General features: G+C 45.7%; 26 protein-coding genes. 13 read left to right on the forward strand and 13 right to left on the reverse strand.

Features of this window, described 5'->3' with window-relative positions; translation table 11 throughout:
• Window positions 1–86: 86 nt before the first annotated feature.
• The 9 genes from MJX74_RS19125 to MJX74_RS19165 all read left to right on the forward strand — a co-directional run bounded on the left by MJX74_RS19125 (window position 87) and on the right by MJX74_RS19165 (window position 8,380).
• On the forward strand, window positions 87–1,832 hold the full coding sequence (locus MJX74_RS19125) for a ParB/RepB/Spo0J family partition protein (protein WP_240224607.1): 1,746 nt from the start codon (window positions 87–89) through the stop codon (window positions 1,830–1,832).
• Window positions 1,833–1,917: 85 nt separating this feature from the next.
• Complete coding sequence (locus MJX74_RS19130) at window positions 1,918–2,463, forward strand: hypothetical protein (protein ID WP_240224608.1); 546 nt, start codon at window positions 1,918–1,920, stop codon at window positions 2,461–2,463.
• 11 nt (window positions 2,464–2,474) lie between these two features.
• On the forward strand, window positions 2,475–2,678 hold the full coding sequence (locus MJX74_RS19135; RefSeq protein WP_240224609.1) for a hypothetical protein: 204 nt from the start codon (window positions 2,475–2,477) through the stop codon (window positions 2,676–2,678).
• 74 nt (window positions 2,679–2,752) lie between these two features.
• On the forward strand, window positions 2,753–4,102 hold the full coding sequence (locus MJX74_RS19140) for a hypothetical protein (protein ID WP_240224610.1): 1,350 nt from the start codon (window positions 2,753–2,755) through the stop codon (window positions 4,100–4,102).
• Between the two features lie 28 nt (window positions 4,103–4,130).
• Window positions 4,131–4,874 carry a hypothetical protein gene (locus MJX74_RS19145; RefSeq protein ID WP_240224611.1) on the forward strand — a complete coding sequence of 248 codons (744 nt, stop codon included), beginning with the start codon at window positions 4,131–4,133 and terminating at the stop codon, window positions 4,872–4,874.
• A 1-nt stretch (window position 4,875) separates the two neighbouring features.
• A complete protein-coding gene (locus MJX74_RS19150; protein WP_240224612.1) occupies window positions 4,876–5,670 on the forward strand; it encodes a PRTRC system ThiF family protein in 795 nt (264 codons plus the stop codon).
• Between the two features lie 106 nt (window positions 5,671–5,776).
• Window positions 5,777–6,970: a hypothetical protein gene (locus MJX74_RS19155; protein WP_240224613.1), complete on the forward strand. Its 1,194-nt coding sequence runs from the start codon at window positions 5,777–5,779 to the stop codon at window positions 6,968–6,970.
• A 285-nt stretch (window positions 6,971–7,255) separates the two neighbouring features.
• Window positions 7,256–7,810 (forward strand): hypothetical protein, encoded by a 555-nt coding sequence (locus MJX74_RS19160; protein WP_240224614.1) that lies wholly within the window; start codon window positions 7,256–7,258, stop codon window positions 7,808–7,810.
• A 99-nt stretch (window positions 7,811–7,909) separates the two neighbouring features.
• Entirely contained in the window at window positions 7,910–8,380 is a 471-nt protein-coding gene (locus MJX74_RS19165) for a hypothetical protein (RefSeq protein ID WP_240224615.1), read from the forward strand.
• Window positions 8,381–8,536: 156 nt separating this feature from the next.
• Here the strand turns inward: MJX74_RS19165 and MJX74_RS19170 are convergent, their stop codons facing one another.
• Together MJX74_RS19170 and MJX74_RS19175 are read right to left on the reverse strand one after the other, a co-directional pair.
• Entirely contained in the window at window positions 8,537–10,132 is a 1,596-nt protein-coding gene (locus MJX74_RS19170) for a hypothetical protein (protein WP_240224616.1), read from the reverse strand.
• Between the two features lie 172 nt (window positions 10,133–10,304).
• Window positions 10,305–11,390 carry a hypothetical protein gene (locus MJX74_RS19175; RefSeq protein ID WP_240224617.1) on the reverse strand — a complete coding sequence of 362 codons (1,086 nt, stop codon included), beginning with the start codon at window positions 11,388–11,390 and terminating at the stop codon, window positions 10,305–10,307.
• Between the two features lie 310 nt (window positions 11,391–11,700).
• Here MJX74_RS19175 and umuD point away from each other — a divergent pair, with 310 nt between their 5' ends.
• The 4 genes from umuD (at window position 11,701) to MJX74_RS19195 (ending at window position 14,951) form a co-directional block, all read left to right on the forward strand.
• The gene (gene umuD / locus MJX74_RS19180; protein ID WP_240224618.1) at window positions 11,701–12,105 is read left to right on the forward strand and encodes a translesion error-prone DNA polymerase V autoproteolytic subunit; all 405 of its coding nucleotides are present in this window, start codon (window positions 11,701–11,703) and stop codon (window positions 12,103–12,105) included.
• The gene (gene umuC, locus MJX74_RS19185) at window positions 12,105–13,355 is read left to right on the forward strand and encodes a translesion error-prone DNA polymerase V subunit UmuC (protein WP_240224619.1); all 1,251 of its coding nucleotides are present in this window, start codon (window positions 12,105–12,107) and stop codon (window positions 13,353–13,355) included. The genes umuD and umuC overlap by 1 nt, the downstream gene beginning before the upstream one ends.
• Window positions 13,356–13,727: 372 nt before the next feature.
• The gene (locus MJX74_RS19190) at window positions 13,728–14,468 is read left to right on the forward strand and encodes a DNA-methyltransferase (RefSeq protein ID WP_240224620.1); all 741 of its coding nucleotides are present in this window, start codon (window positions 13,728–13,730) and stop codon (window positions 14,466–14,468) included.
• 78 nt (window positions 14,469–14,546) lie between these two features.
• A complete protein-coding gene (locus MJX74_RS19195; protein WP_240224621.1) occupies window positions 14,547–14,951 on the forward strand; it encodes a hypothetical protein in 405 nt (134 codons plus the stop codon).
• 514 nt (window positions 14,952–15,465) lie between these two features.
• Here the strand turns inward: MJX74_RS19195 and MJX74_RS19200 are convergent.
• From MJX74_RS19200 to MJX74_RS19250, 11 genes are all read right to left on the reverse strand, one after another.
• Complete coding sequence (locus MJX74_RS19200) at window positions 15,466–15,708, reverse strand: hypothetical protein (protein WP_240224622.1); 243 nt, start codon at window positions 15,706–15,708, stop codon at window positions 15,466–15,468.
• A 13-nt stretch (window positions 15,709–15,721) separates the two neighbouring features.
• Window positions 15,722–15,889 carry a hypothetical protein gene (locus tag MJX74_RS19205; RefSeq protein WP_240224623.1) on the reverse strand — a complete coding sequence of 56 codons (168 nt, stop codon included), beginning with the start codon at window positions 15,887–15,889 and terminating at the stop codon, window positions 15,722–15,724.
• A gap of 9 nt (window positions 15,890–15,898) precedes the next feature.
• Entirely contained in the window at window positions 15,899–16,195 is a 297-nt protein-coding gene (locus tag MJX74_RS19210; protein ID WP_240224624.1) for a hypothetical protein, read from the reverse strand.
• Window positions 16,196–16,207: 12 nt separating this feature from the next.
• Window positions 16,208–16,348 (reverse strand): LIM domain-containing protein, encoded by a 141-nt coding sequence (locus MJX74_RS19215; protein ID WP_240224625.1) that lies wholly within the window; start codon window positions 16,346–16,348, stop codon window positions 16,208–16,210.
• A 65-nt stretch (window positions 16,349–16,413) separates the two neighbouring features.
• The gene (locus MJX74_RS19220) at window positions 16,414–16,677 is read right to left on the reverse strand and encodes a hypothetical protein (RefSeq protein WP_240224626.1); all 264 of its coding nucleotides are present in this window, start codon (window positions 16,675–16,677) and stop codon (window positions 16,414–16,416) included.
• 13 nt (window positions 16,678–16,690) lie between these two features.
• A complete protein-coding gene (locus MJX74_RS19225) occupies window positions 16,691–17,125 on the reverse strand; it encodes a hypothetical protein (RefSeq protein WP_240224627.1) in 435 nt (144 codons plus the stop codon).
• A 76-nt stretch (window positions 17,126–17,201) separates the two neighbouring features.
• The gene (locus tag MJX74_RS19230) at window positions 17,202–17,534 is read right to left on the reverse strand and encodes a hypothetical protein (protein WP_240224628.1); all 333 of its coding nucleotides are present in this window, start codon (window positions 17,532–17,534) and stop codon (window positions 17,202–17,204) included.
• A 3-nt stretch (window positions 17,535–17,537) separates the two neighbouring features.
• The gene (locus MJX74_RS19235; RefSeq protein ID WP_240224629.1) at window positions 17,538–18,002 is read right to left on the reverse strand and encodes a hypothetical protein; all 465 of its coding nucleotides are present in this window, start codon (window positions 18,000–18,002) and stop codon (window positions 17,538–17,540) included.
• A 25-nt stretch (window positions 18,003–18,027) separates the two neighbouring features.
• A complete protein-coding gene (locus MJX74_RS19240) occupies window positions 18,028–18,243 on the reverse strand; it encodes a hypothetical protein (protein ID WP_240224630.1) in 216 nt (71 codons plus the stop codon).
• Between the two features lie 632 nt (window positions 18,244–18,875).
• Window positions 18,876–22,295 carry an adenine nucleotide alpha hydrolase family protein gene (locus MJX74_RS19245; RefSeq protein WP_240224631.1) on the reverse strand — a complete coding sequence of 1,140 codons (3,420 nt, stop codon included), beginning with the start codon at window positions 22,293–22,295 and terminating at the stop codon, window positions 18,876–18,878.
• 1,129 nt (window positions 22,296–23,424) lie between these two features.
• Complete coding sequence (locus tag MJX74_RS19250) at window positions 23,425–23,691, reverse strand: hypothetical protein (RefSeq protein WP_240224632.1); 267 nt, start codon at window positions 23,689–23,691, stop codon at window positions 23,425–23,427.
• Between the last annotated feature and the right edge of the window lie 79 nt (window positions 23,692–23,770).

A 23,770-nucleotide genomic window follows, 5' to 3' on the forward strand; every position in this document is an offset into this window, starting at 1 on the left:
CCAGCGTTTGCCGGTTTTTTTCGTTTTGTAGCCCCGATCAGTACCGGTGGTTTAATGGCCACATTGAACAACACCGGAGAGAAAGCATGTATCAATCATTAGTGGATGGCGATTTACTACAGGTATCACCAAAGGTACTAAAAGACCTGTTTGGCGGTGGCAATATTCGCCGTAAACGCAAGAAATTCGCAGGGCTTGTTGAGGATATTAAGGCCAATGGCATCATTCAACCTGTGGTGGTTCGTCGCTCTAAAACAGGTAATGAACTGGAACTCATTGCTGGATATGGCCGCCGAGAAGCTGCGATTATAGCTGAACTGGACACTATCCCTGCATTATTTCGTGATGTAGGCGATGAAACTGCCTTACTGATGCACCTTAAAGAAAACACTGAGCGTGAGGACTTATCAATAGTTGATGAAGTTGAACTCGCTCGGCGCTTTATAAGCTTCTACAACGGTGACCGCAAATCTGCCGCCATGAAATTGGGGTGGTCGGTATCGCGTCTATCAGAACGTTTAGAGCTGCTACATTCAGCACCAGAGGTATTATCTGCGCTGGATTTTGGCGAAATACTTGCAGGCCACGCTTTGATTTTGTCAGGCTTTGAAACAAAGGTTCAGGTTAATACCCTGCAAAAATTGATTTCTGAAAAATGGTCTGTGAATGAACTGCGTCAACGCGCCAGCCGGTTCCAGCTCTCCTTAGCGCATGCAAAATTCGATAAGTCAGAATGTCAGGCATGTCCCCATAATACAGAGCGTCAAGCGGGTTTGTTTGGGCTGGATGATGATAAAGCAAGCTGTAGCAAGCCGTCATGTTTTCAGGAAAAGACCAAGGCGAATTTAGTGAATGCGAAAGCTCAAGCCGAGGAACGCTTTGGTGCTGTGCTTTGGTTAAGTGAAAGTCAGCCTTCAGATCGCGCAACAGTAAGTGTTGTTGTGGTTGGTCAAGCGCAATTTGATTCAGGTTGTATGGGGTGTGAAAAGCGTGTAGCGGTTATTGATGATTCACCCACTCCATCAGCAGGTGATGTATTGCAAAGCCAGTGTATTGACCGCAGTTGCTTTGCAGATTGCACGACAGCATTTGATAATTTCAAAAAGCAGGCTTTAGAGCACAGCAAAGTACAGGATAATGCTGAATCTAAGCAGGTTAACAGCAAAGCTGGTAACAGTGTGGGTAATGAGGTTAAGCCTAAATCACCAGCTAAAGAGCCGGTAACCGCGCAGGCGCAAACGCCACAGGTTGCGATTGACGCGCACAAAGACGAGCTTCGGGCTATCAGTGCAACGCACCTGTCCGGTAACGCCCTGTATACAAAGGTGCTGCAAATAGTCGGTATGGCTCAATTTGTTGGCTACCCGATGAATGATGGTGCAACTAAGACCTTTGCTAAGCTCATGGCCATGACTGAGGCTCAGCTTGATGCGATTGCGGAAAAAATTACGCAGTATTCACTGATGAAATCTACTTCATTCGGTGACCGGCAAATTACCCCATCGTTGTTGCTTGGCGTTGCAGCCACAGCAACTGCAGATGGTCAGGCAAACTTAGTGCGGCAGTGGGTACCAACGGCGGCGATTTTATCAAAGTACCGTATTTCTGGCGTTATTCAGTTATGCACTTTGTCAGGCTTTGACAGGCATTTTGATAACGCTCAGGGTGAGGGATCCTTTGCGAAATTAAGTGCCGGAAAAAAGGGTGATTTTATCAAAAGCATCATGGATATAACTGATTTTGATTGGTCTACGTTTGCACCACCGGCCTACCTCAAGCTGATTGACGAAGCACTGGCCAATCATCCTTTACAGACAGCTCAAGCGGCATAGCAGCAGTCTGGCGCAGTTTCGATTTACTGCGCCAATTCTTCCCAAGTGTACAGTTACCTCAGTCACCAACCGGAGAGATACAATCATGTTTGAGAAATTTGCACAGTTAGTTCAGGACGCCTCATTGCTTGGCCTGAATATGACGTTTAAACCAATGGGGAAAGAGAATTTCAGCGTAATCCTGTCTTTTATGGCCGCTCCCATAACAGACCAAGGCGTTTACAGTGAGTGTAAAGACGATTCTGATAATATTGATGCGGTACTGGCACTTCGTAGTGCTTTAGCGGTTCCTCTGGTTGTTACAGGTCAGCCTGCCGAACTGGCTCAGAAACTGGCCGATGCGCTCACCACTGTAAAGTCTGCGGTAGTAGAGGCCAACACTACTTTTAACGCGATAGATATTAGTGCCCTACTAAAAGTCAGCAGCACCAAAGCTGCAACCGCAACGAAAGCAGTCAAACCTGCAGAAGCTAAGCCAGCTAATAACGCAAAACCAGAGCAGGCAGATACGGCAGTAGCTACAGGTGCCGACAATGATGTGTTCGATGATGAAATGTCAGCAAATACCGGCAGTGATGTTGCTCAAGCATCCGCAGCAACTCCTGACTTTAATGATTTCGACAGCCTGTAAGGAGTAATACAATGCTACAAATGTCATTTAAAGTCGGTGTGCGCGTGATCCCTGCTCCACTGCCAGGAAAGTCACTACAGGACAATGTGAAACAACTAATGCAGACCCATCCTGTTTTCCGCTGGACTACTGTTCTGGATAGTGACGGTGAAGTATTGGCTGATGGCAGTATTCAATACACAGTTGTTCAGCCGCCGGTTAAGGCAAACGGGTGAGCTATGACTGATTTACTGCATGAAATAGACGGATTGTTAAAGTGTACTGATATTAAACAGAAGCGGCTAAAGCAATGCAAAGTATCAGTACAGGTCATAAATCAGAAGCACGGTTCACGGATCGGCAGGGAACTGGCCGGAGCAAACGTGGTCGCCAGTCAAAGCGTTCAGCTTGCCCCGCCGCTGATTTAGCGTTCTACAAATTATCAGGCCAGCCAGTCCGGCTGTCAGACCGGAATCTGGCTCGGCTTGAGAAGAAAGCCCAACAAGCCAACTTTCAGGCTTTTATTCGACCTGTTAAAGCGGCTATGCCCTTAATCAGGGCACTACATGAGCAAGGTTTTGTTCCAGAACATCGCCTGACAGAACTTTGTACAGCCCTCAAATCACAAAATAATACCGTACTGTCAGGCTGGCTCGTTAATGCGCTACAAGCAGCTTTAAACAGCGTTATGTCGTCAGCTTTAGCTGAGATAAACACGGTACTTTCTCGCCTACCATTGGCCAGTAACATCGTGCCAAAACTATCGGCCTACAAGCTATATGGTCTAACTGCAAGCAGTCTGGATGCTGATGGTGAGGACATTCGTATCCATTACAGCTGTTACGATTTCTTCCAACATCATCAGGCATCCGTTGATTCAGTCGGTGAGCCTTATCGTTCTGCCTATGCTTCCCTATTGAATTTGTTGATCCTGCAAGGTGATGGGGTATGGCAGGTTGATGCAGCTCGGTATGAAATGAATTGTGTGTCAGATTTTAAAACCAAGACTGACTATAAGGCCGTCAGCTCTTGGGCTAAAAAGCTCGATGCGGCCGACAATGATGAAATCCACTCAGTGATCAAATCTGGTTACCGGAGTAAGGCGACAAAACAATTTATTGAAGAAATGAGTGAGTTGTTTTGGGAAGATATTGTTGATGTCGATAGTGAAGATAGCGATGAAGTTGAGCGCCTCAAATCTACAGTTCAAGAAGCAATGTCCTGGCTTGACAGTCAGTTTACGCTTGAGCAGTTAACTGGAAAGTACAAAACCTTTGAGAAGCTGTCCAAGGCCAATTTACCGGATACCCCTTTGGGTGAAGCCATAAAACAGGTTGCTTCTATCGCGGCTGCGTTTCCTGAGCGTAACTATGAGGTATTCAGTCAGGTGGAAGAAACATGGGGCGGCTTTGGTCTGGTTATCCAGCCTTTTAGCCAGAGCCACAGATGCTCAGATGCGCTCAATGGGTTAAGTGATGCAATCCACAGTGCAATAATGAATTGTGGGGAAGATGTTGAAGCGTTTGAACTGGACATAATCCATCAATCCAACTGGTTTTCGGAATTAAAACGCCGTATGCAGTCTACGGCATTAATGATGTACATCATCGAGCTGGCCAATTCTGATTTGGTGCCAAAGTCCGAGAGTAAGGCACAATAGTGCTATTGAGAGCTTGGAGATCACTATAATGTTTGCACCATCAGAGGTTGTTGAGAGAAATTTAAGGGTGACCCCTGTTGAAACGGTAACGGGAGAGTTTGCGCTTAGTTTCTCAAAGCTTTTTTCCGGTGACTATGTTGTCAGTCATCATCCCATTAAAAACGGCTTGCTTCAGTCAGGTAAGCCGGTTGAACCTGCCACTGCGCTGGCCGCTGTTAAAAGTGTGATATGCAAGAACGAGACATCACATTGGGTATTGCCGCAAATTGCTTATGAATCTGACCGGCTTTTGGTCTGGCAACGCGCTGCTAGTAAGGTGGCTGATCGCCTGTGGTTTCGTGGTCAAGGTGAAGCTGTTATTGAAGTAAGAGCCAAACTGCCATCGTTTGTATTTATTCTTGATAAGCATAATCGCAGGCTGGCTATTTTTTCCAAGCTGGCAAAGGGCTTACCAATAGCAAAAACCGCTTTGTATCACGCCCCGCTTTGCAATATTAATAGTTTTGGAGGTCTGTGTGTTGGAACAGCAACTATGCCTGAAATGTCAGATCCGAATGACAAAATTATTAGTATGTGTGAAGCGGCCATTACCGATACGCTGTTCACTCACCCCAACCACAAGGAGACATTTAAGGCCGATGAAAGTGTTGGCTTAAAAGAACACATTGCTATCTGGAAAGAGATAGCAATGACAGGTAAAGCGCCTAATGCTAAGCACCTGGTGCCAGCTAAAGTAAATCTTGGTTCAATCATTGCTAAATTGGAGTGCTAACATGGCCAATATGATTTCTGCCCCTGACTTTTTATCTCGCGCAGCGCAAAGCAGTGATAGCCGCATCAAGGTATATGTTGTTGGCGCTGGCGGTACCGGCTCTGCCGTTTTGGGGAAGCTATTTCAGATGCACAATACGCTTGTTGCATTAGGTGGTGCAGGTTTAGACGTAACTGTTTTCGATGATGATGTGGTTACACCCTCAAACGTAGGTCGTCAAAGTTTTTACCCGTTTGATATTGGCCAGAATAAAGCTGTGACTTTGGTGAACCGCTTCAATAATTTTGGTGGTGTAAACTGGACGGCGGTACCTGAGCGGTTTAATGGGCAGATTTCAAACAGCGCGGTGATTTTTGGCTGCGTCGATAACGTGGCGTCGCGTAAGGTGATCCACACCTTACTCAACAGTGTTCCTGATGGGTTTCGTTGCAGGGATGGTTTGCTTTGGATAGATACCGGCAATGACCGCAACTCAGGCAACATCGTTCTTGGTCAGAACGCCAGAGTAAACGGAGACTTTGCCTATCTGCCCACCGTAGTCGATTTGTACCGTGAGCAGATGGAAAACTATGTCGATACCAATATTGATAGCTGTAGCCATGCTGAAGCGCTTCATAAGCAAGATTTTGGCGTAAATGATATGGTTGCCGCCTATGCCACTCAAATGCTCTGGCAATTGGTTAGGCATGGCTCTGTGGCCTATCAGGGTGTATCGGTAAATCTTGCAACCGGAATGACGCACTCGTTTGAAGCTGATCCAGATGTTTGGGCTATGTATGGGTATGAAGCTGCTTGAAGTCGTCACTTTAACGTTAAGCCTGCAAATTAGTGATGCTTAGTATCAGTGCCAAGTTCAGCTACTGTCTTACACTAACCTCAAAGCTGTCAATTGAGTTTGTTGTATGCCTGTTGAAAGTCCAAGTGAATGTCCAGTTTTGACCTTAGAGCAATGCAGAGAAATTGCTCTGTCATATACACAACTATCACAATTTAGAACCAAGCGACCACAGGTTTACAGGTCGGCAAAAGCTCAGGGTTTTTTGGACGAAGTCACTGCACATTTAAAATCGCGTTCAATCTGGACATTTGAAATGTGCCAGAGCGAAGCCTCAAAGTTTTCTTCTCGCTCAGAATTTCGGGAAGAAAGCCACCATGCTTATAATGCTGCAAGAAAACGAGGCTGGTTAGACAAATTACATCCTGCCAGGGAAACTAAGCTAACTAAAACTTACTGCTTAACAGTAGCTTCAAAATACGCTACTAGATCCTTTTTCGCTAAAGGTGACAGTAGCGCTTATAGTTATGCTCAACAAAAGGGCTGGCTGGAAGAATGCTGTGCACACATGAAGCGACCAGATAGAACTCAGATAGATAAATCCCACTGCTTGAAAATGGCCGCAACCTGTTTCAGTGCTTCGCTGTTCAAGCTTCAGTACCCACATCTGTACACAAAAGCTAAATCTGATTCATTTACTGATGAACTGGTTTATCGGGTCATTACACCTGATGAGTGTAATAGTGAATTCCTTCAGTCTCTTGTTAAAAATTACTCGTCAATTTTCTCTTTTCAATGTGCTCATCCTGATTTATACGCACTAATTGTCCAAAATGAATGGCAAAGCATCTGTTTTGCAGGTTTGCCATACCAGAAGCGTTGGGACTACGAAACATGTCTGACCGAGGCTAAGAAATTCACAACCTCCAGGGAGTTCCGTTTAAACAGTCAAACAGCATACTTAAAGGCTTACAATAAAGGCTGGCTCAGGGAGATTTGTGCACATATGCAGTCACATAGTGAAGATCAAGAGGAATTAAATTTTGACAAATGTAAGGAGATTGCCCTGCGTTTCAAAAATAAAACCGACTTTCGTGTGAACGGTGGTCATGTTGTCAGAACTGCACTTAGAAATGGTTGGTTTGATGACATTTGCAAATGCTTTCCGAAGGCCAGCAGGGCAAAGTGGACAATCGAATCCATAACAGCATTGGCCGTTAACTTTCAATCAAGAAGTGAATTTGCGAAAGCGCACATTAGCGCCTACTCAGCGGCAGTAAAAAAAAATTGGCTTGATAAAGTATTTAAACACCTGGGTTAGAACACCCTACGTCAATTATCTAGTTTCTGGTGCCGGTCATCATAATGTCAATAATTGACCTCTAATTCTCATAGGTTTTTATCTGGTTGATGCCTATGTATTTGTAGGTACAGGCCATGTACGACAGTGTTTTCACCCTTTCCTTTGTTGAGAATAATCAACAGAACGTAACTCAGGCAGCTTAGGTATTGCGAACGGCATCTAATGATGCCGTTCTGCTTTATGGCCAAAATTTAAATCAGTCGTAATTTTCTATACGCAATCCACTGCGTAAGGAAAATAAATATGAAACTTGTTCTGATATTAAACAACACCAAAACTGTTATATCTGACTTTAATAATAGCTGGCCGCAAATTAGCTTGCGTGACGAATTACGAAGCCGGGGGATTACCGGTGCTTTCCCCATCATATCCTCGCTGTCCATTCCTGTTGTTGAAAGCAATAAGAGCTGTGCTTACATCGAGCTTGGTGGATTTGCGGTGTTTGCCATCTCGCTTTTACCTTTAGCCGGCCATTTCCTTGGTAATAACACCTCTGCGCTCACCTTCCCTGCAGCTGATGAACCAACAGATGAGAATTACGTTCCCGTAGGGTATGTGCTTACCAACGATGATCGCAAAACTATTGTCGGGCTGTTGAGTAATGCTTTGCATGAATCGAAGTCTGGTGTCGGTGAGGACAAGCTGACTGTTGATTGCGTGAAGAGCAATCTTGCGCTGCTCTCAGAGGCGCCGGCGGCACAAACTTATGTGGTCAACCCTGATAAACGCCTCGGCCAGGTGGGTGCCGTGATATTTGAAACGATCGCCGGCGCAAAAGCCTGCTTCATAGTTCAGTAACCATAAGGGGCTTTGCCCCTTGTTCTTCATTTCCCGATTTAATGCCTCAACTAGAGTTAGCTCCAAACTATCTCTTAGTTTGGAGCTAAGGAGAGAGTAATGTTTAATCCATTAACAAATCAGGCCGTTAGAAATGCAGAGCATCAACAGGCAATGCAAATTCGAAACATACTGCAGGCACACATCCGCAATCTGCTGCAGCGCGTCAACAGGAGGCTAATTGTTGGTATCGACCGTGATGAGCGTCAGCGCTTGGTAGGAGAATTACAGGGGTATACGGCTATTCGTATGGCTCTTGCGCCAACTATTGCACCTGATCGCTATGCCAGCCTTATTCATCAGGCTACAACTGACTTAAATTCGACCTCAAATTTTACTGATGAATCACATTGCTTGTGCCAGGACATATTTGAAAAGTGTAACGGTGAAGCCTCACCCGGGGATCAATTAATAATTTTACGAAGACTGGTTAGCGGTTTAGCAGCTCAACTACCGGCCGCGGCAGTTGATGCTCTTTTCACTGCAGAATTACGCGAGGCTGTGGCAGATGAGTTGTTGCAGCCGAGCTAACTTGGAATTCGGTGTCGGCCAGTTTAAGGGGTGTTCTGGCCGGCTAATTTCAATATAGCTTTGCAATAACTTTGTCTCCCGGCAAATCACAATTCGTCCAGTGACAACTTATTATTTCGAGTGCCAAGGCTGATACGACTACCTGCGTCTCGTAAATCAACTCAAGAGCTTCCAGCTGCCTTTCGGATCAAATTCCCAACTTAGCGTCGTGTTTTCTGATGCCGTCAACTGGAAATGCGGCTGGCGTTGTTCTGGTGGACTCAGCGGACAGAACATAGCCAACTCAAACCTTTCTATAATTGCAGTTAAAGCGGGTGCTAATACCCGGTTCCCAAGTACATTTAGTTCAACTGGCTGCCCTTTCATTTGGCAAATCGCTTGTTGGAAACCGTCGTTAGGGAAGTGCTTGTATTGTTCTGGTAAATCAGAGGAAATAAGGCCGGTACAAAATACGTGCCCGGCAGGACAAATACTACTACTTCTGGTTAATCTGTCATGGCACTCCAAGAGCATGTGGTATTCATCTTCTGACAACTGGGTGTTCTTAAATTTAACAGCCTGCGGTAATTTCGCTGATATAACTCGGGAGTAGTCGATAATTTCAATCGTATCTTTGAGGTTCGCAATAAAATTTTCTAGGCTAATATTGTCTGAGGAATTAAGAATAATTGGTTCAACGGAGTGGTGAAGCTCTATGACAATATTGGTTGTTTGAGATGCACTTAGAAAGTTTAAGAGCTTTTTAAATTTGGCAAAATACTGCAACTTATCTGCCCGCATACCGACCCACGAGTTAATGGAGAAACTTAAATTGAATTTGCTCCCGCCCTCATTAAAGTAAGTTAATTCCAGCGTAATAAGGCCCGATAAGGCCTTACCATATATTGTTCCGCCTTTACTTCCTATACTCAGTTCAGTTGAGAATGTGGCCAGTTCAAACTCAGCACCTGATTCGTTTTTAAATGAAACAACTGTTTCAAGATCCTTGTTTTTACCGGTGAGAATTAAATTTGCTTTCTCTCCGTGGCGGAACAATTCCTCAATAAGGGGGGAGCCTTCAATTTTGTAGGACTCCGGTGGAAGCTCGGTTGACTTACCAAACTCTTTTAACTGCCGCACTTTATCAACAACCACAGGTGTATTTATCAATAGCAGGTTAAGTGACGGGGTGGTGCCAGGCTTGGCACCTATCTCATAGATGCAACTCCCACTCTCATAGGAGCGGAGCCTAACTTCAAGTCGGGGATCGAGCTCAGACAAATTTCTCTCATGCCCTTTTATGACAGACAAAATTGCACTTGGATCACTGGTTCCACCTGTAGCATTCGCCAGCATTCCTCTACCGAATGCTACCATCACTTCGTTATTATGCTCGCTTTCAGAAATGCTTTTTTTCCCGAAACGCTTTATTGAAGTATCTTCGGCAGTTTTTTTCCATTCCAGGAGCAATGTTACAGGGAATCGCGCTGGATCGGTATCAATCAACCTGGCGCACGATTGGCACAGCCAAATACCGTTACTTATGCTCTTTCGCTGAACTGTCGTCAATGAGGGGTCATAGCGGGGGCCACCTTGGGCAGCGGCACGAATATGAGCTGCAACACCGATGCTTGAGCTTTTATCTGGGTTGGTGTGAGCGCCGCTGGTATAAGATCTGCAATCAGGCTTTGAGCAGACGCCACCGACTCTCTTCTCCAGCATTAATTTTGTTTGCGAGGAGAAATCATCTCTATTGGAGGGCTTTGGCGGCATTTATAATCCCGTTATACGTCTAAGTCCACTATGCCTGAAGTTTACAACGATTTGGTGAAGATCAGGAAATACAAGCGACTGCTTTTGCTTATTATTTTGCTATTGCTGCTTGCGTGTTCGATACAGCTTGATTAATACCAAAGAGTGCCGGGTTAAGCCCGGCACTAAGCATTTAGAAGCGAAATCCGATAGTAAGGGCTCCACTGGCTTTAATTGCGTCATCATCCAACGTGGTGCTATCAAGCGCTGTAGTGCCAACGTTCTGACCAACCTTATACACGCCGTTAAGCTGTTTAAACTCAGACGCGATTACACTTATGCTAACGGAAAAATTCTCCGTAAAAGCAAGGCTGACACCGGCGCCGACCAGTAAACCATTTTGGCCAAGCCCAAGCATTCCTGATGGCCCGATATGGAAATCATCACCCCACGTCCACAGAGGATAAATATATGCGACGGTCAATGCGTGATTAATGGAGGGCTGATTTCCCTGACGCTGAACTGTATAGGTCCCATCTTCGCCGGCAACGCTATAGTGTAGGGTGTCTCTGCTACCAATGAAGGTCCAACCGGCATGAGTGATCCACTCTTTGACTTTCTGTTTGAGCGTGAATTTTGCAACCTGTGTTGAGCCACCAGTCTCTACTTTGTTAAAGGTGAAAATCAAATCCTGTCCTTTCTCTATTGGAGCGGCTATTAGTCTTTGAGTGATCTCAACTGCTCGATTTTTTGACCCTACACATGAATCATTATGGACTCCACTCTCGTCATTTGGAGGCACTGCGATGATTTGCTTTAACAGGCTTGCTGTTGCTGCTGGAGTTTCCGCTTTACTCAATTCGTTAATAAGGGGCGTGAGTATAGCGACACACGATTTGGGAGCTGCCACAATTCCGGCAACACCTCCATCTGGCTTTGGTGTATCTTCAGGCTTGGCAATCGGCACCGGCGCTTCAACTTGCGGCCTGACAAGTGCGGCGCGGCGTACTTCCTGGTAACTGATATTGTGCTGGTAGTTTGCACTGGCCTTTGGCGGGATATTGGTTATGAGAATGTACATCACTTTTCCCATTCCGCCCGTTTTATTTATCACAGCTTCACCAGGCGAGGCTGCGTCGATAACAAGGGGGGTTTGCGGGTTACTCCACTGACTTTGGTAGGTTGGCTCGCCGGTAAGCCAATTAGCATTTACATGTGTGCTTATTGTTGGCGCCAGCGCCAGTAAAACCCAAACATATGAGTGTTTAATTGTTTTCATAGATAAGTCCCTTTAAATGGCAATCAACTTTGCATAAATGAATGTAGCCCAGTTCCTACAAAAGTAAATTTTGACCAACGCCGAAGACTCTGAATCTGAGCACTTTCAAGCCCGCAGCTGTAGCTTCCTTGTCGGGCGCTGCCGCATATCCCTTACCAGCTAAAGGCGAATTATTGCTGGTTACACCAATGGCAGGCCTAAAAGTTTGAGCGACTTTCCTGTTGTGATTGTCAAAGACTGACTTTGAGCATCGACAAAACTAACCAGGTGCAGCTATACTGTTTATATATACAGTTATGGGTTGTGCCTTATGCAAATTCCTATTCCGCTTTTTTCAGATACAGTTGCCGCCGGCTTCCCAAGCCCGGCTCAGGACTATATTGAGCAAAATATCGACCTTAACAGCCTTTGCATTCGTCATCCTGCAGCTACGTTCTTTGTGCGAGCCGGTGGCGATTCGATGATTGATATTGGTATACACAGTGGTGATCTTCTGGTTGTTGACCGCTCAATTGTGGCCACTCATGGCGAAGTCATTGTTGCGTCACTCGATGGCGAGTTTACGGTAAAAGAGCTTTGCATCCGCCCTACCACGCAATTACTGCCCTATAACTCAAAATATGCGCCTATTCCACTTTCTGATAACTCCGATTTTCAAGTGTTTGGTGTCGTCGTACATGTAATCAAAAACTTGCGTAATCGCCAGGTGGGATGATGTTTGGTCTGTGTGACTGCAATAATTTCTACGCAAGCTGTGAAAAGCTGTTTAAGCCGGCACTGGCTAACCGGCCTGTAATCGTGCTGAGCAATAATGATGGCTGTGTGGTTGCTCGCTCTCGGGAGGCGAAACAACTTGGCATTAAAATGGGTGTGCCTGCGTTTCAGATCCAAAACGAAATACGAAAGCACCGGATAGAGGTTTTTTCATCAAATTACGCTCTCTACGGCGATATGTCAGCCAGAGTAATGAGCACTATACGTGACATGGTGCCGGCCTTGGAGGTGTACAGCATCGATGAGTGTTTTGTAGACCTGTCCGGATGCGGTAGGTTTGATCTCACTGAGTTTGGAAAGGACATAAAATCACGTGTTGCTCAGTACACCGGCATAGCTATCTGTGTTGGAATAGCACCGACTAAAACCCTTGCGAAACTGGCCAACTTCGCAGCAAAAAAGTGGTCTGCAACCGGGGGAGTCGTTGACCTTTCAGATTCGGTTCGGCAGCGCAAGCTGCTATCTCTCATCCCGGTCGATGAAATTTGGGGTATTGGGCGGCAGTTAACGAAGCGGCTTAATGATATAGGCATAAAGTCAGGCCTGGACTTCGCGGATACGCCGGCAAAGTTACTCCGGCAACAGTTTTCAGTTGTACTGGAGCGCACTCATCGAGAGATAAACGGCGAGTCATGTATTGAGCTTGAGGATGCTCCACCCACCAAAAAGCAAATCGTTTGCTCCAGGGCATTTGGAGAGCGGGTAACAATAAAGCGTGATATGAATCTTGCTCTGGCTGAGCACGTATCGAGGGCATGCAAGAAGCTGCGTCAGGAAAAGCAAAAGGCTCGCGTGATCAGTATCTTTATAACTACGGGGCATTTCAGCAATGATCCTGTGAAATACAGCCAAAACCGGTCAGCGGAACTCACCTATCCAAGTGATGACACCAGAGATTTTTTACATCTGGCATCATTACTGCTTGATGCAATATGGCTTGATGGGCCACGGTATGCAAAGTGTGGGGTTATGCTGATGGATTTTTATGATCAGTCTGTAGTACAAGGCGACCTTTTCGCCGCGGCACCAGTGAGCAATCAGCTGATGTCATTAGTAGACAGGATAAACTCCACCGGCAGTGGCCAGATTAGTTTCGCCAGTGCTATTGGATCTTCGTCTCATGCAATGCGTCGAGAGAGATTGTCACCGGCTTACACCACAAAGTTATCTGAACTGCCTATCGCAAAATAATGTGTCACTCAGCGTCACTTGTTTAATTACAAGACGCTGAACACTTTCGCTGGCCGCGCCCGCCTTCGGTCCATTTAGAATTCCCTCGTTTAAATTATCCGGCCCCGGTGTGCACTTCATCTTGGGGTTAAAAACGATTGTATTTCGTTTCACCCTCTGATTCCGTGATGTTAAAGCGACAACTGCCGGCTCCGTTGGCGCCCGACTGGCAGTTTTACTGCTGTGATTTTTATCTTTGAGACAATGCTTCCATTAAGCAGGAGATATAGACATGAATTTGCAATTCGATTTTGATGCGCCGGCGCTGGTACACAGCAAAGTAGCAACGTCGAAGATGGCCTTTACTTAAACTAAGCAATTATAGGAAGCCCAATGTCATTCTTTCAAATTGTGCAGGGTGATGCGTTGGCTGTGATGTCAACTATTGAGGATAACAGCGTTGATTTGGTTGTGTCAGACCCGGCGTACTGCTCACTTGAGAAGCACCGTTCAGTGGGCACTACTACCCGCCTCGCTCAATCTGATGCCAGTTCTAATGAATGGTTTCCAGTGGTATCTAACGATTATTTGGTGGATTACGCCAGAGAGTGCTACCGGATAATGAAGCCTGGCACGCATGGGTACATTCTGTGCGACCAAGATACCGGTTTTTTCCTAAAGCCGGAATTGGAGCGTATTGGCTTCTTTTTTTGGCGAGTTTTGACATGGGATAAAGAAAGCCTTGGTATGGGCTATCACTACCGGTGCCGTAGCGAGTGGGTGTTATTTTTTGAAAAAGTTGAGCGTAAGGGTAAGCACCGGCAGCTTAACGACCTTTCAGTACCTGATATTATCAGTGTTAAATCGCTCAGAGGAAAGCAGTACTACCCAACTGAAAAGCCGGTTCAGCTGCTGGAATTGTTTATTGGTCAGAGCACGCAACCGGGGCAAGCTGTCTTTGATGGATTTTGTGGCAGCGGCTCTACCGGTGAAGCAGCGCTTAATCTTGGCCGCAATGTCATTCTTTGTGATTTACAGCCCAGCGCGGTACATAGGGCCGATTCAAGATTAATGAAAATTGGCACTCAAAAAGAGCTTGTTATCCCACGCTCTCAGATGGCGCTGGCCATTTGATGGCGAGATTTATGCCGATTTACTGCTTAAACCCATAACTCCCCGAAAATACCTTCATCAATTTGATGGAGGTATATCATGTCTAATGTAATCAAACTTGGCCTGCATAAACAAAAGCCGGATGCCCTACCAGGCTGTATGACGTTAGATCGCATGCTGACCCTGACCGATGTTCAAACTCAGGTAGAAGCTGTCCTCAAAACGATTTGTGCTGATGATAGCGACCCGGCTATGAACGCTCTAAATTGTGCCGAATGGATTTACGCCAACAGGGATATGCTGCCTACCTGTCTGATGAAGTTCGACCCAATTATGGTTTACGCCGGCCGTGGCAACAATGAAGGGGAGATTGTCAGGGTGTTGCAGGGGCGTGGTTCGGACATTAAAGAGCTGATCAGCATTAAGTACTTCCTTGGAATGGATTTTATCCGTAAAGTAGCTATCGAGCTTGATGAAGCCTTTAATCAAGGTTTTTACAGCTAGAGCTAAGACCCATTGCAAGCGCATTTAACCGGCGAGCAATGCGCGTAGCTTTTTCATGCGGGGGGCATGCTTTTTCCTCTTAGGCTAGAATCAAAGTATTCAGCTTTACTGTTCTTCTACTAAGTATTGGATTATTAATACCCAGTGACTCCGCCATTTGAGTACGTTGTCAGAGTCGTACTGCCGATACGAGTTACACTCACTGCAATAGCCTAGCTTTCATCCGGATTAATTTGCTCCCAATACGATACTGACTCAACAGAAATCACCCTGGCATTCCTCAAATCAGTAATTAGGCCATGCTCAATAAGTCGATCCGCTACATACCACATTTCGTCATTACAACTATCGCCAAAGCAAAACGAGCCATGCTCATCCACTCGACCTCTCACTGGGTAAGCAGGCAACTTCACTCCGTCAACAAGTGTGACAATGTAAGGCCAGTCGCTTCTCCACACTGAACGGTCTAATGCCGGGAAGACTGCTACATCGTTTACCAAACAAATTTCCTCAGTCAGATTATTGGCTTACTAATGCGTCTTTGCAGACAAGCTATGGCCCGATCAAGCGAGTTGACTGCAAGTGCTGCAGCGCCCAAGGCAATAGATGCAAAAACAACATAATCCAGTTTGAACCAGTAAACAGGTTCACTTACCCCCCAAAACACTTGCGCTACTAACTGGCCACCGGCGAATGAAAGCATTGCTATCAGAGGTGCCGCTATGAGCAACAATGTAATTTTAAATGCATAAGTCATATTGGACTGTATCCTATCTCACCAAAGGGCTAATAAAACGCCAGGTGTCATTGACTTGAATAGCCACCGCCTGGCCTGATGTTGTGTTTACGCCGGTTACGATTTTAGCTTCGTGGCCGTCGTAAATATCAAACCCTGGGACTGTTTCGGCGCTGTACTTTTTGCCGTCTATTTCAATCATCGGTGATTCCTAATTTGAGTTTTGACGTTTAGCTGATAAAAATTCGATTGAATCCTGAGCCGCAAGAGCACTGTTAGCGATGGATTCAAAAATGCTATCTTCCTGCATGTCACTATGATGCAAGCTCCAATCACACGCAGAACAGTCAACTCCACAACGGCCATCTGTTTGATAGGAGTTAGCAATTACAGGCTTAGTCAGTTTACCTGAAGCGGTTACAGTAAAAGTAACTTGCGCATCCAAATCAGCCCATGCCTTTACTGGTGAGCCACACTTAGGGCACTTAAATTCGTTTTGCTTCGCCATTTCCGGTTTTTCCTATTCGTCGCTGTTGTCTGGTAAATCAATTAATTCAGCACATTCGAGGTGATACAGAGCCATGCCAGAGCTGACTATTTCATCATCTGGATAGATGGTGCCTTTGCAATGAGCGCAAGAGTTTGTTGCTGCTAAAAACATGCTTACTCCTTAAAAATTGATTTATTGCTGCGCCTGGCTGGCCGGACGCAGGGGTAAATCAACTTCTATCCCGCCTCTGGTATCGCGTCAAATTCATTCTGAGTCATCCGCAAGCGCTTGAAGGATATTTCAAATAATTCCCCATCTGTTACGTTGTTTTCGCTCAGGATTTCATCAATGTTTTCAGGAACCGGACACCATGTATCCAAACCAATTTCATAGTAAAAAAGGAATGACTTCTGCAATGGGCAAGTTCTTAAATGCTTACTGCGTGAAGGAGTATTTAAACCCGGCACTATGCGCTCTGATGAACAATCACATTCACTCATTTTATTCTGTATCCTACTTAGATTTTTTAACCAATCGTCCTGTTTCGAACAACCTTAGAGCCGACTGTAATCGTTCAGCCTTTGTCTGGAGAAAATCAGCTTCGTCGCACTTTATTGCCACCTTGTTCCTTGCCGCTTCTAACTGAAGAGACATAAGCAGGTCTAAATCATCAGACCCTAAACTCTGCGATGGAAATACAAAAAGGGCTGGCTTTTCCACCCCGGCCAATCGCTCACGTGCTTCCTGGATTGATTTAACAGTTACTCTATTACGCGAGGCGGCAGACAGCCATGCTTCAGCAAATCCGCTATCCCACTCTTTGTGTTGTTCTGTTCCACCCAAGTGCGGGTTATCGCTGAGTTCGCGGTCGATAAAATACGACTCCCAGCCAGCGTTGAAAGCTGCGGTTTTTCCTGAAACAAACTCCGCGACAGTTATTTTTTTCATGATCTGCGGTTTCCTTCTATCTAAAATTGACTTACAGATGCGCCCAATACGCCGGACGCAGCAGGTATGTGAACTCTTAGCAACCATAGCCCCAACCGTTCTCCCTGCGCCATTCAGCAGCTTCAATGGCATCAGCTCGGGCAGCTTCTCTGGCTTCACGCTGAACGATAACCAACTGACGTTTTTCTGCAAATGTCATAGCTTCAATGTTAGGCACTTGCACCTTTCCAGAGCCGTTACAATCTCCACAATCAACGTCATATTCTCCAGCGAGATAACGCTGCTGTTCTTCTTCGTGCATATCGTGCCATTCACTCGATGTAAAGCCATTAGCGAATGCGGGGTTTTCCATTTTTCCACTACCTTCACAGCACGGGCAGAAAATCCATTTTTGTTTGTTTGATTTCATCGCCTATTCCTTCAATCCGGCTTTTAGGTTATTCCAGTTCTCAAGCGCTTCATTCATGAAACGCATATCGTCGTCTTCCAAATTAGCCGCACAGCGTTGTTGGCCATCTTCAAACCATTTTTTAAGCATGGCGTCTGGTAGATACTCAGTACCATTCTGCTTATTAAACTCAATAACAGCCTGTTCGAGTTGCTGGCCGTACAGGTCAAAGTTGCTGTTTTCGTTTAAATCACCGTGCAGCTTTGCAAAGTTATCCGCTGCAGCATCAATCGCTTCAAATACAGGTGCTTCTTGTTTAGACTTAATAGCGCAAAGAGCCGACCAAACTTGGTCTTTTGCAGCATTCCATCCCATTTCAAAATCTTTCTGATTTTGCCCACCTCGATCAAACCCTATGACTTGGGATGGACCACGCCGGATAGCCTCAATTAAACTCTCCAGTTCAGCTTTATTAAGTTGATTGACCATAGCGCTACCTCGGATGAAAATTAACTTAGTGACTAGCCCAACGCAGCTCCTGAAGCAATTTTGATCCAAAGCCCCGCTCAAAACTGTAGCCTAGCCACACCAAACTACCACCGTCATCATTATCTCTGATTTCGACTTTTACTGACTCGTGAGCCTCGGCTGTCACAACTGCCTTGAAACGAGGCTTCAAGGTATAACCATTAACAACCTGCTTAACCGAATCTAAAGTATGATTTTCCATGATGCGTTGCCTGTACCGGTTAACTGTTGATACGGAATAGATTAATGCAATTTGCATTTCTGGCATTAAATCAAGCAGGCCTAATTCTTATGCTTAACGAATTTAACATTTACTAATTTACAAATGGACCATGGGGCCGATAGCAAAATGGTAAATCGCATTACAATTTTTAATTCGGTTTTCTTCCATGCCGCGGAATTCACGTATCTCTCCGGCAGGCGACACGAGTATACAGATAGTGATTAATGTTTGCGCATCCAGTAGGGTAATAATGCGCGATTTTGCCAGCCGGATTTTATTCTGGTTACCTGCAGGTGATAAGAAGCCCCCGAATTTAGGGGCTTATGGGCTGGCTAGTATGAAACTAAGAGGGGTTACTCAGTTGTATTGATAATTTCTTCATTACGACAATTTTCAGCTTCCCGTTCGCACAGCACTGCTGTGGCCACAGACTGGGCTAACCCGGGTACGGCACAATTTCCCTTTCCCCAACGCTGCCAGGTTCGCGGCTCACACTCGCACCCTTACGCATCTTTCCAGCCTTGGTGATATAATCAATTTAGTGCAAAAACCAATTATTAATGACTTGTGTAATAGCTACTAATCAGCATTTTTGGAAAGTATCCACTTCTTTATGCTGCCTGTTGCGTCAAAAGTGATAGCTTATCCCGTAGTGACATACCTTTTGTGACCTGTCTTAGGCTTTGCTTAACTAAAATGGTTAACTGGTCTCGCACAATTGTAAGCTGGGCTGAATATTCACTAATGGCTTTGAGAGTTGCCGCCAGCTGGCTTAACACCGCTTCATCACTCGGGTTCCAGAACTGCATTAACACGTCGTTATCCGTCAGAGGCGCATTAGTTATTATGGTATTTTTTACCACATCGGATAGCTTTTGTTGATATCCATCATGACCGCCAATCACTTGAGACAATGCCATACTTACCGGCGCCCATTCGGTTAATGCACAGTCGATCTTTTCTTTGAGCTCAGTCAGTAACCTCAGCACCGATCTACTTACCTTCATGTACTGAAGTGGCGCCCTCTTTAGCTCCCTGACAAGTGAAGCCGGGATTAAATGGCCAATAACATCGTCGATATGATAAATGTCCGTAAAATAAAGTGATAACCACAGGCTTGATGTTGAGGCCCGGGTAGTTGGTGACACCTCATGCGTATCGAACCTGAGCTTTAATAGATGCGAGTTGAGTTCGTGCGTCATTGCCGATACAGCTGCATTTGCAGCATGTTCAAAACTACTTAAAGCATCAGTCAGGTTAAATTTTCCTTTGGTGGCTTTAATGGCTTGCCGCTGCTTGTTGCGATGCCGGCGGATCACATTTAACACCCGGGCTTTATCGCTGCGATGCTGTTGCATACTGACGGCCCTTGGGTGCATGGCAACCTGCTCAGGACTCATAGACTGGAATGAAAATAGACCCAGCTCGTTAAAGATATGGCTACGACGCAATATCGCCCGCAGCTGCCCCCAGTAGGCTTTGTCGATGGATACGACCCCCTCTGCAAGCAAATGCTCTGCTACATGGGTGCCACCATACTGGCGAACGCTGAACCGGCCTGACTTGCGAATGTGACGCTTATTAATAATGCCAGAAAAGTGGTCATCATGGACTTGCAGCGCTCTATCTAACCCGCCGAACTCTTTCCATAGCGCTAAAGCACGATTATCAACCAGGATGTTTTCCAATGTGTCAGTGTTACCGGTTATGCTGTTATCGTGGCTGCCAATGAATTTCATGGTATGTGTGGCGAAGTCTGGCATGAGAAAGCTTGCTTCGACGTTATGACTTTGATGCATGGCCGAGTCGACGACATGCGGGTAAAAGGTCATTCGCGTATTGCCTTTAGCCAATTGGCCTTTGACGACCTTTGTTACCCTTCTGGTAAATTTATGCGCCGGCTCAATGCGTTTACCCACACTACGGTACCCAGCATGAACAAAAGTCCTTTTTAGGTATTTAACCTTTCGCTTTAGCGTCACTGTACCGCCCAGCTTCTTAGCAAGCTCCGCGGTTATTTCAGCACTCGAAATCGCAGCCTTTCCTGTCATGGCCAAACTATTTATTTTTTCACAAAGCGCTTCAGACATATCGTAAAAATGGTCCTCAATTTCAGACTTCAAACCACTATCAAGCAGCTTGTCTGCAACCGGAGCGCTGATGGCTTTGCCGTCTATCTTTATCGTATTGATATTCGACCCAAGGTATTTGACCCGAACAGCATGGGCGCCAGCTTCACTGATGTAGTAAATGGTATTGCCGAAGCCATATTGAGCACTTTCAAGCGGTATAATCTCGAACCGGTGTTCAAATGTCACTTGAAGGTCTGCCAGGTGATTGGCTTGGCGCTCAACGCTGCAGTTGTGATCTTCTTCAAACACATCACTTGCATCATTAGGCCTACTCCACAAAGACAGCAATGGCACAGGTGTTAAAGCATGCTGCTTAGGATCTTCAATTTTAAAGATTGGCATCATTACCGCTTCAGGCAATGACTTTGTACTTTGCAGTGTCACCGGCCCGTGTTTAAGCTCGTACTCTGAGTTGAGCTGTGGGTACGGTATCCAGCCCTTACCACTTTCTAATTGCTTCCATATTGCCAGCGGCCGGTAAGGTGCAGCACCGATGCCGTCAATTGACCATCTGAATGACAGTAATACAGCGTGCCGCTCTGAGAACAGCTCAAGCTGGGGCACCTGGGCGCACTCTTTGTACATTTCCAGAAACGCTTTTTTCGTGCGCGGCGGCATATTGGGGTCATTGGCTATATCGCTATAGCCTTCATGCTCCATTTCTCTGCCTTGCGCCACCAGAGCTTTAAACTCTGAAGCACCTTTCAGTGAATCAAGGCTTAGCTGGCTGGCGTAACGCACCATCTTTTCGAGGTATTTTGGCTTCATGGTGTTTGGCTGCAGTGCCGCCCGGTTAAAGCCAACCGGATCGTGCGCTCTGGCGTGCAACGCACGGGCATCAACATCTACGCTTAAGCGAAAGAGATAATCTCGCATTCTCAGGGCATTCTCCGCCCCTAATACGCGCCACCGCGGTAACGCTGCCAGTGCTGTAGATGAGTGATCTTTTGCTGCTACCATGGTGCAATAAACGCATCCGAAGCGGGCTTTACCGTTACACCCACTGGACGCTTTTGAACCTACGGCAATGTCACAGGTTTCGTTTGATCCGTTACCGTAAATCTCCAACAGCAATCCGAAGTCAGCTAAGAATCCCGGTATAGAAATGCCTGGAACTTTGGTTAATGGGCGGGTACCGGCTAAGCGAAGGGCATCAAACACCTGGCTGGTTTCCCAGTCTTTGATAGGCGCAAACTTATACAGGGTGTGATTACCCACAGATTCAACCTGTAATTCGTTGAGCAGGTCATCAGCACTCTTAACCGCAATCCCCTGCTTTTTCATGTTGGTTGAACGCCGTTGGCTTTCCTCGGTGCGTGAGCCGACACAAGTAATCACTTTGAAAGTTCCTGATGGATTTTTTTCTTGCAGCCTCTTCAGTAGGTTTTTTACATACCTGGCTGATGGATCAACTTTTAGGATTACCGAACAATCTCCATGGCGTGTCGCATTGGGTATGAGCTTTTGCCCCCCTACGAACTTGACGAAGTACTCATCATTTACCGGTGGCCTGACGATATCGTAAATCAAATTGATTCCGTGACTTTGAGCGTAGGCCAATACACGTTTCCTGGCATAGGACACATACATTTTCATAGGGATAGCTTCGCCCCCAGTATCGACAGTACTCATGATCAGGGGGTGTGTTGCCGGTATGCTACCTTCAGCAATCAGTTGCTTGTAAGCCTCAAGTGCCATTAGCGTCACTATCGTTGAGTCTTTCCCCATGGATGTTGGGCAAAACAGAATAGCGTTACCATCGCGGACAAGCGTTTTAAGCTCACTGACGCCACCATGAAATTTTTCAGCAACGGTCTTTAATGCCGCATTGTCCTGCAGGAGCAGGTTATCAATCAGCGTAATGTCGATATTGTTCGAGGCGTCGATAATGGCCGGCATAACGTTTAAACCCAATGTTTTTCATTGAGTAAAGTTTACTGCGGCCGGGAATTGAGGCTACAAATCAGCTGCGCTAATTATAGAAACCGTTTACCAATGTTTTATTGGCTCTTTCATCAAGAGAAAGTTATGAAAGTCGTGCTTATCTCCGATATCCAGTCTGAATCCGGGTTTAATTTTTGCAGTCTTTACGAAATCTACAACGCAAAGACAACCAGGATCAGCATGGGTACAGTTGTGATTGTCTTTTTTAACGAATTCTCCACTCAGAAACTCATTGAGTTCAGCAGTGTTCGTGATTCGTTCACATGTATAAGGCCGTTGCTCGCCTGTCCTATCACTAATATGTACGATCTTGAACCAAACATTAGCCCCATATTGGCGATACATATTTTTGATAGTGGCGTCATTCGCAGAATTATTTGGGTTTAAAGTGTTACTGCGATCTTCGTTAGGAGTGTAGGACATTTAATTAACCATCCATGAAATAAAAATAAATATGTTGGGACTGATACACAAAGTTACAAGAGCGAGTCAGCTAAAGAGATGTGCACACCAATAAGGAAAACAAGAAAGTCGCAACAAGTTGAGCGATATGTATTGGTGCATCAGCCTTAAGTCGCTGCTCAATAAAGCAGTGATATAGGTCGATAAGAACATATGACGCAAATACTGAGACAATAGCGCTTAGAATTGTGAATCTAACTTCCCATGGGATGGCGCCAGAAAAATAAATACTCACGAGTAGAGAGATAACCATGTTTGCAGCGACACCCCAAACGAGTATGTTACGGCCAGCGTTTTTGCTAATCATCATTTCAGATACCTATGTTCTAGGCGTTATACGCCCTAAGTGAACCTGCGCCTAATAATGCCAACATCAAACCCGTTAACAGCACGTAATCACTCATTATGATCACTTCCAACAGTCTGTAGTTTAGCTTTGTATCGTCTGCTCGCCCTGAAATAGAGCACGCTAAACACACCGCCAATAAGTGCGCCTATGATAGGCAGGTAGTTTCTAAGTGGCTCTTGCAAAAAGTCACCCAGGGGAGATATTAAACAGGCCCATAAGACCACACTCAAAAAGAATCCATTACCACTGGTGAAATACCAGTGCTTTATTTTCTTAATCACTCTCCAACCCCTTTTGTCTAAGTGCTTTATTTTCTGGGCTGAATACCATGGTATTCCAACCCATTGCTTCAGCATCACTATGCAATGCCATACCCGGAGCTTCGTCCCGAAGGTCGATTGGCACTCCTGAGTCAATGCAGTCCTTAGCTGCTTGGCTGCCGAGTTCAAATGCATCCTCTCGCTGCAGGGGTGCTCGGTTAGCCTCCCTGCTTGCGTGGGCTATAAATTTTTCAATTGATCTCGATGTTGTATCAGGCATTAAGTCCTCACCTATTCCCAGGGATTTATAGATGCCCATGTTAGCTTAATATCTCAGAGCTGCAACTAACCGGAAGAAT

This window comes from Rheinheimera hassiensis, assembly GCF_022436675.1.
In the GTDB taxonomy this organism is placed as follows: domain Bacteria; phylum Pseudomonadota; class Gammaproteobacteria; order Enterobacterales; family Alteromonadaceae; genus Alishewanella; species Alishewanella hassiensis.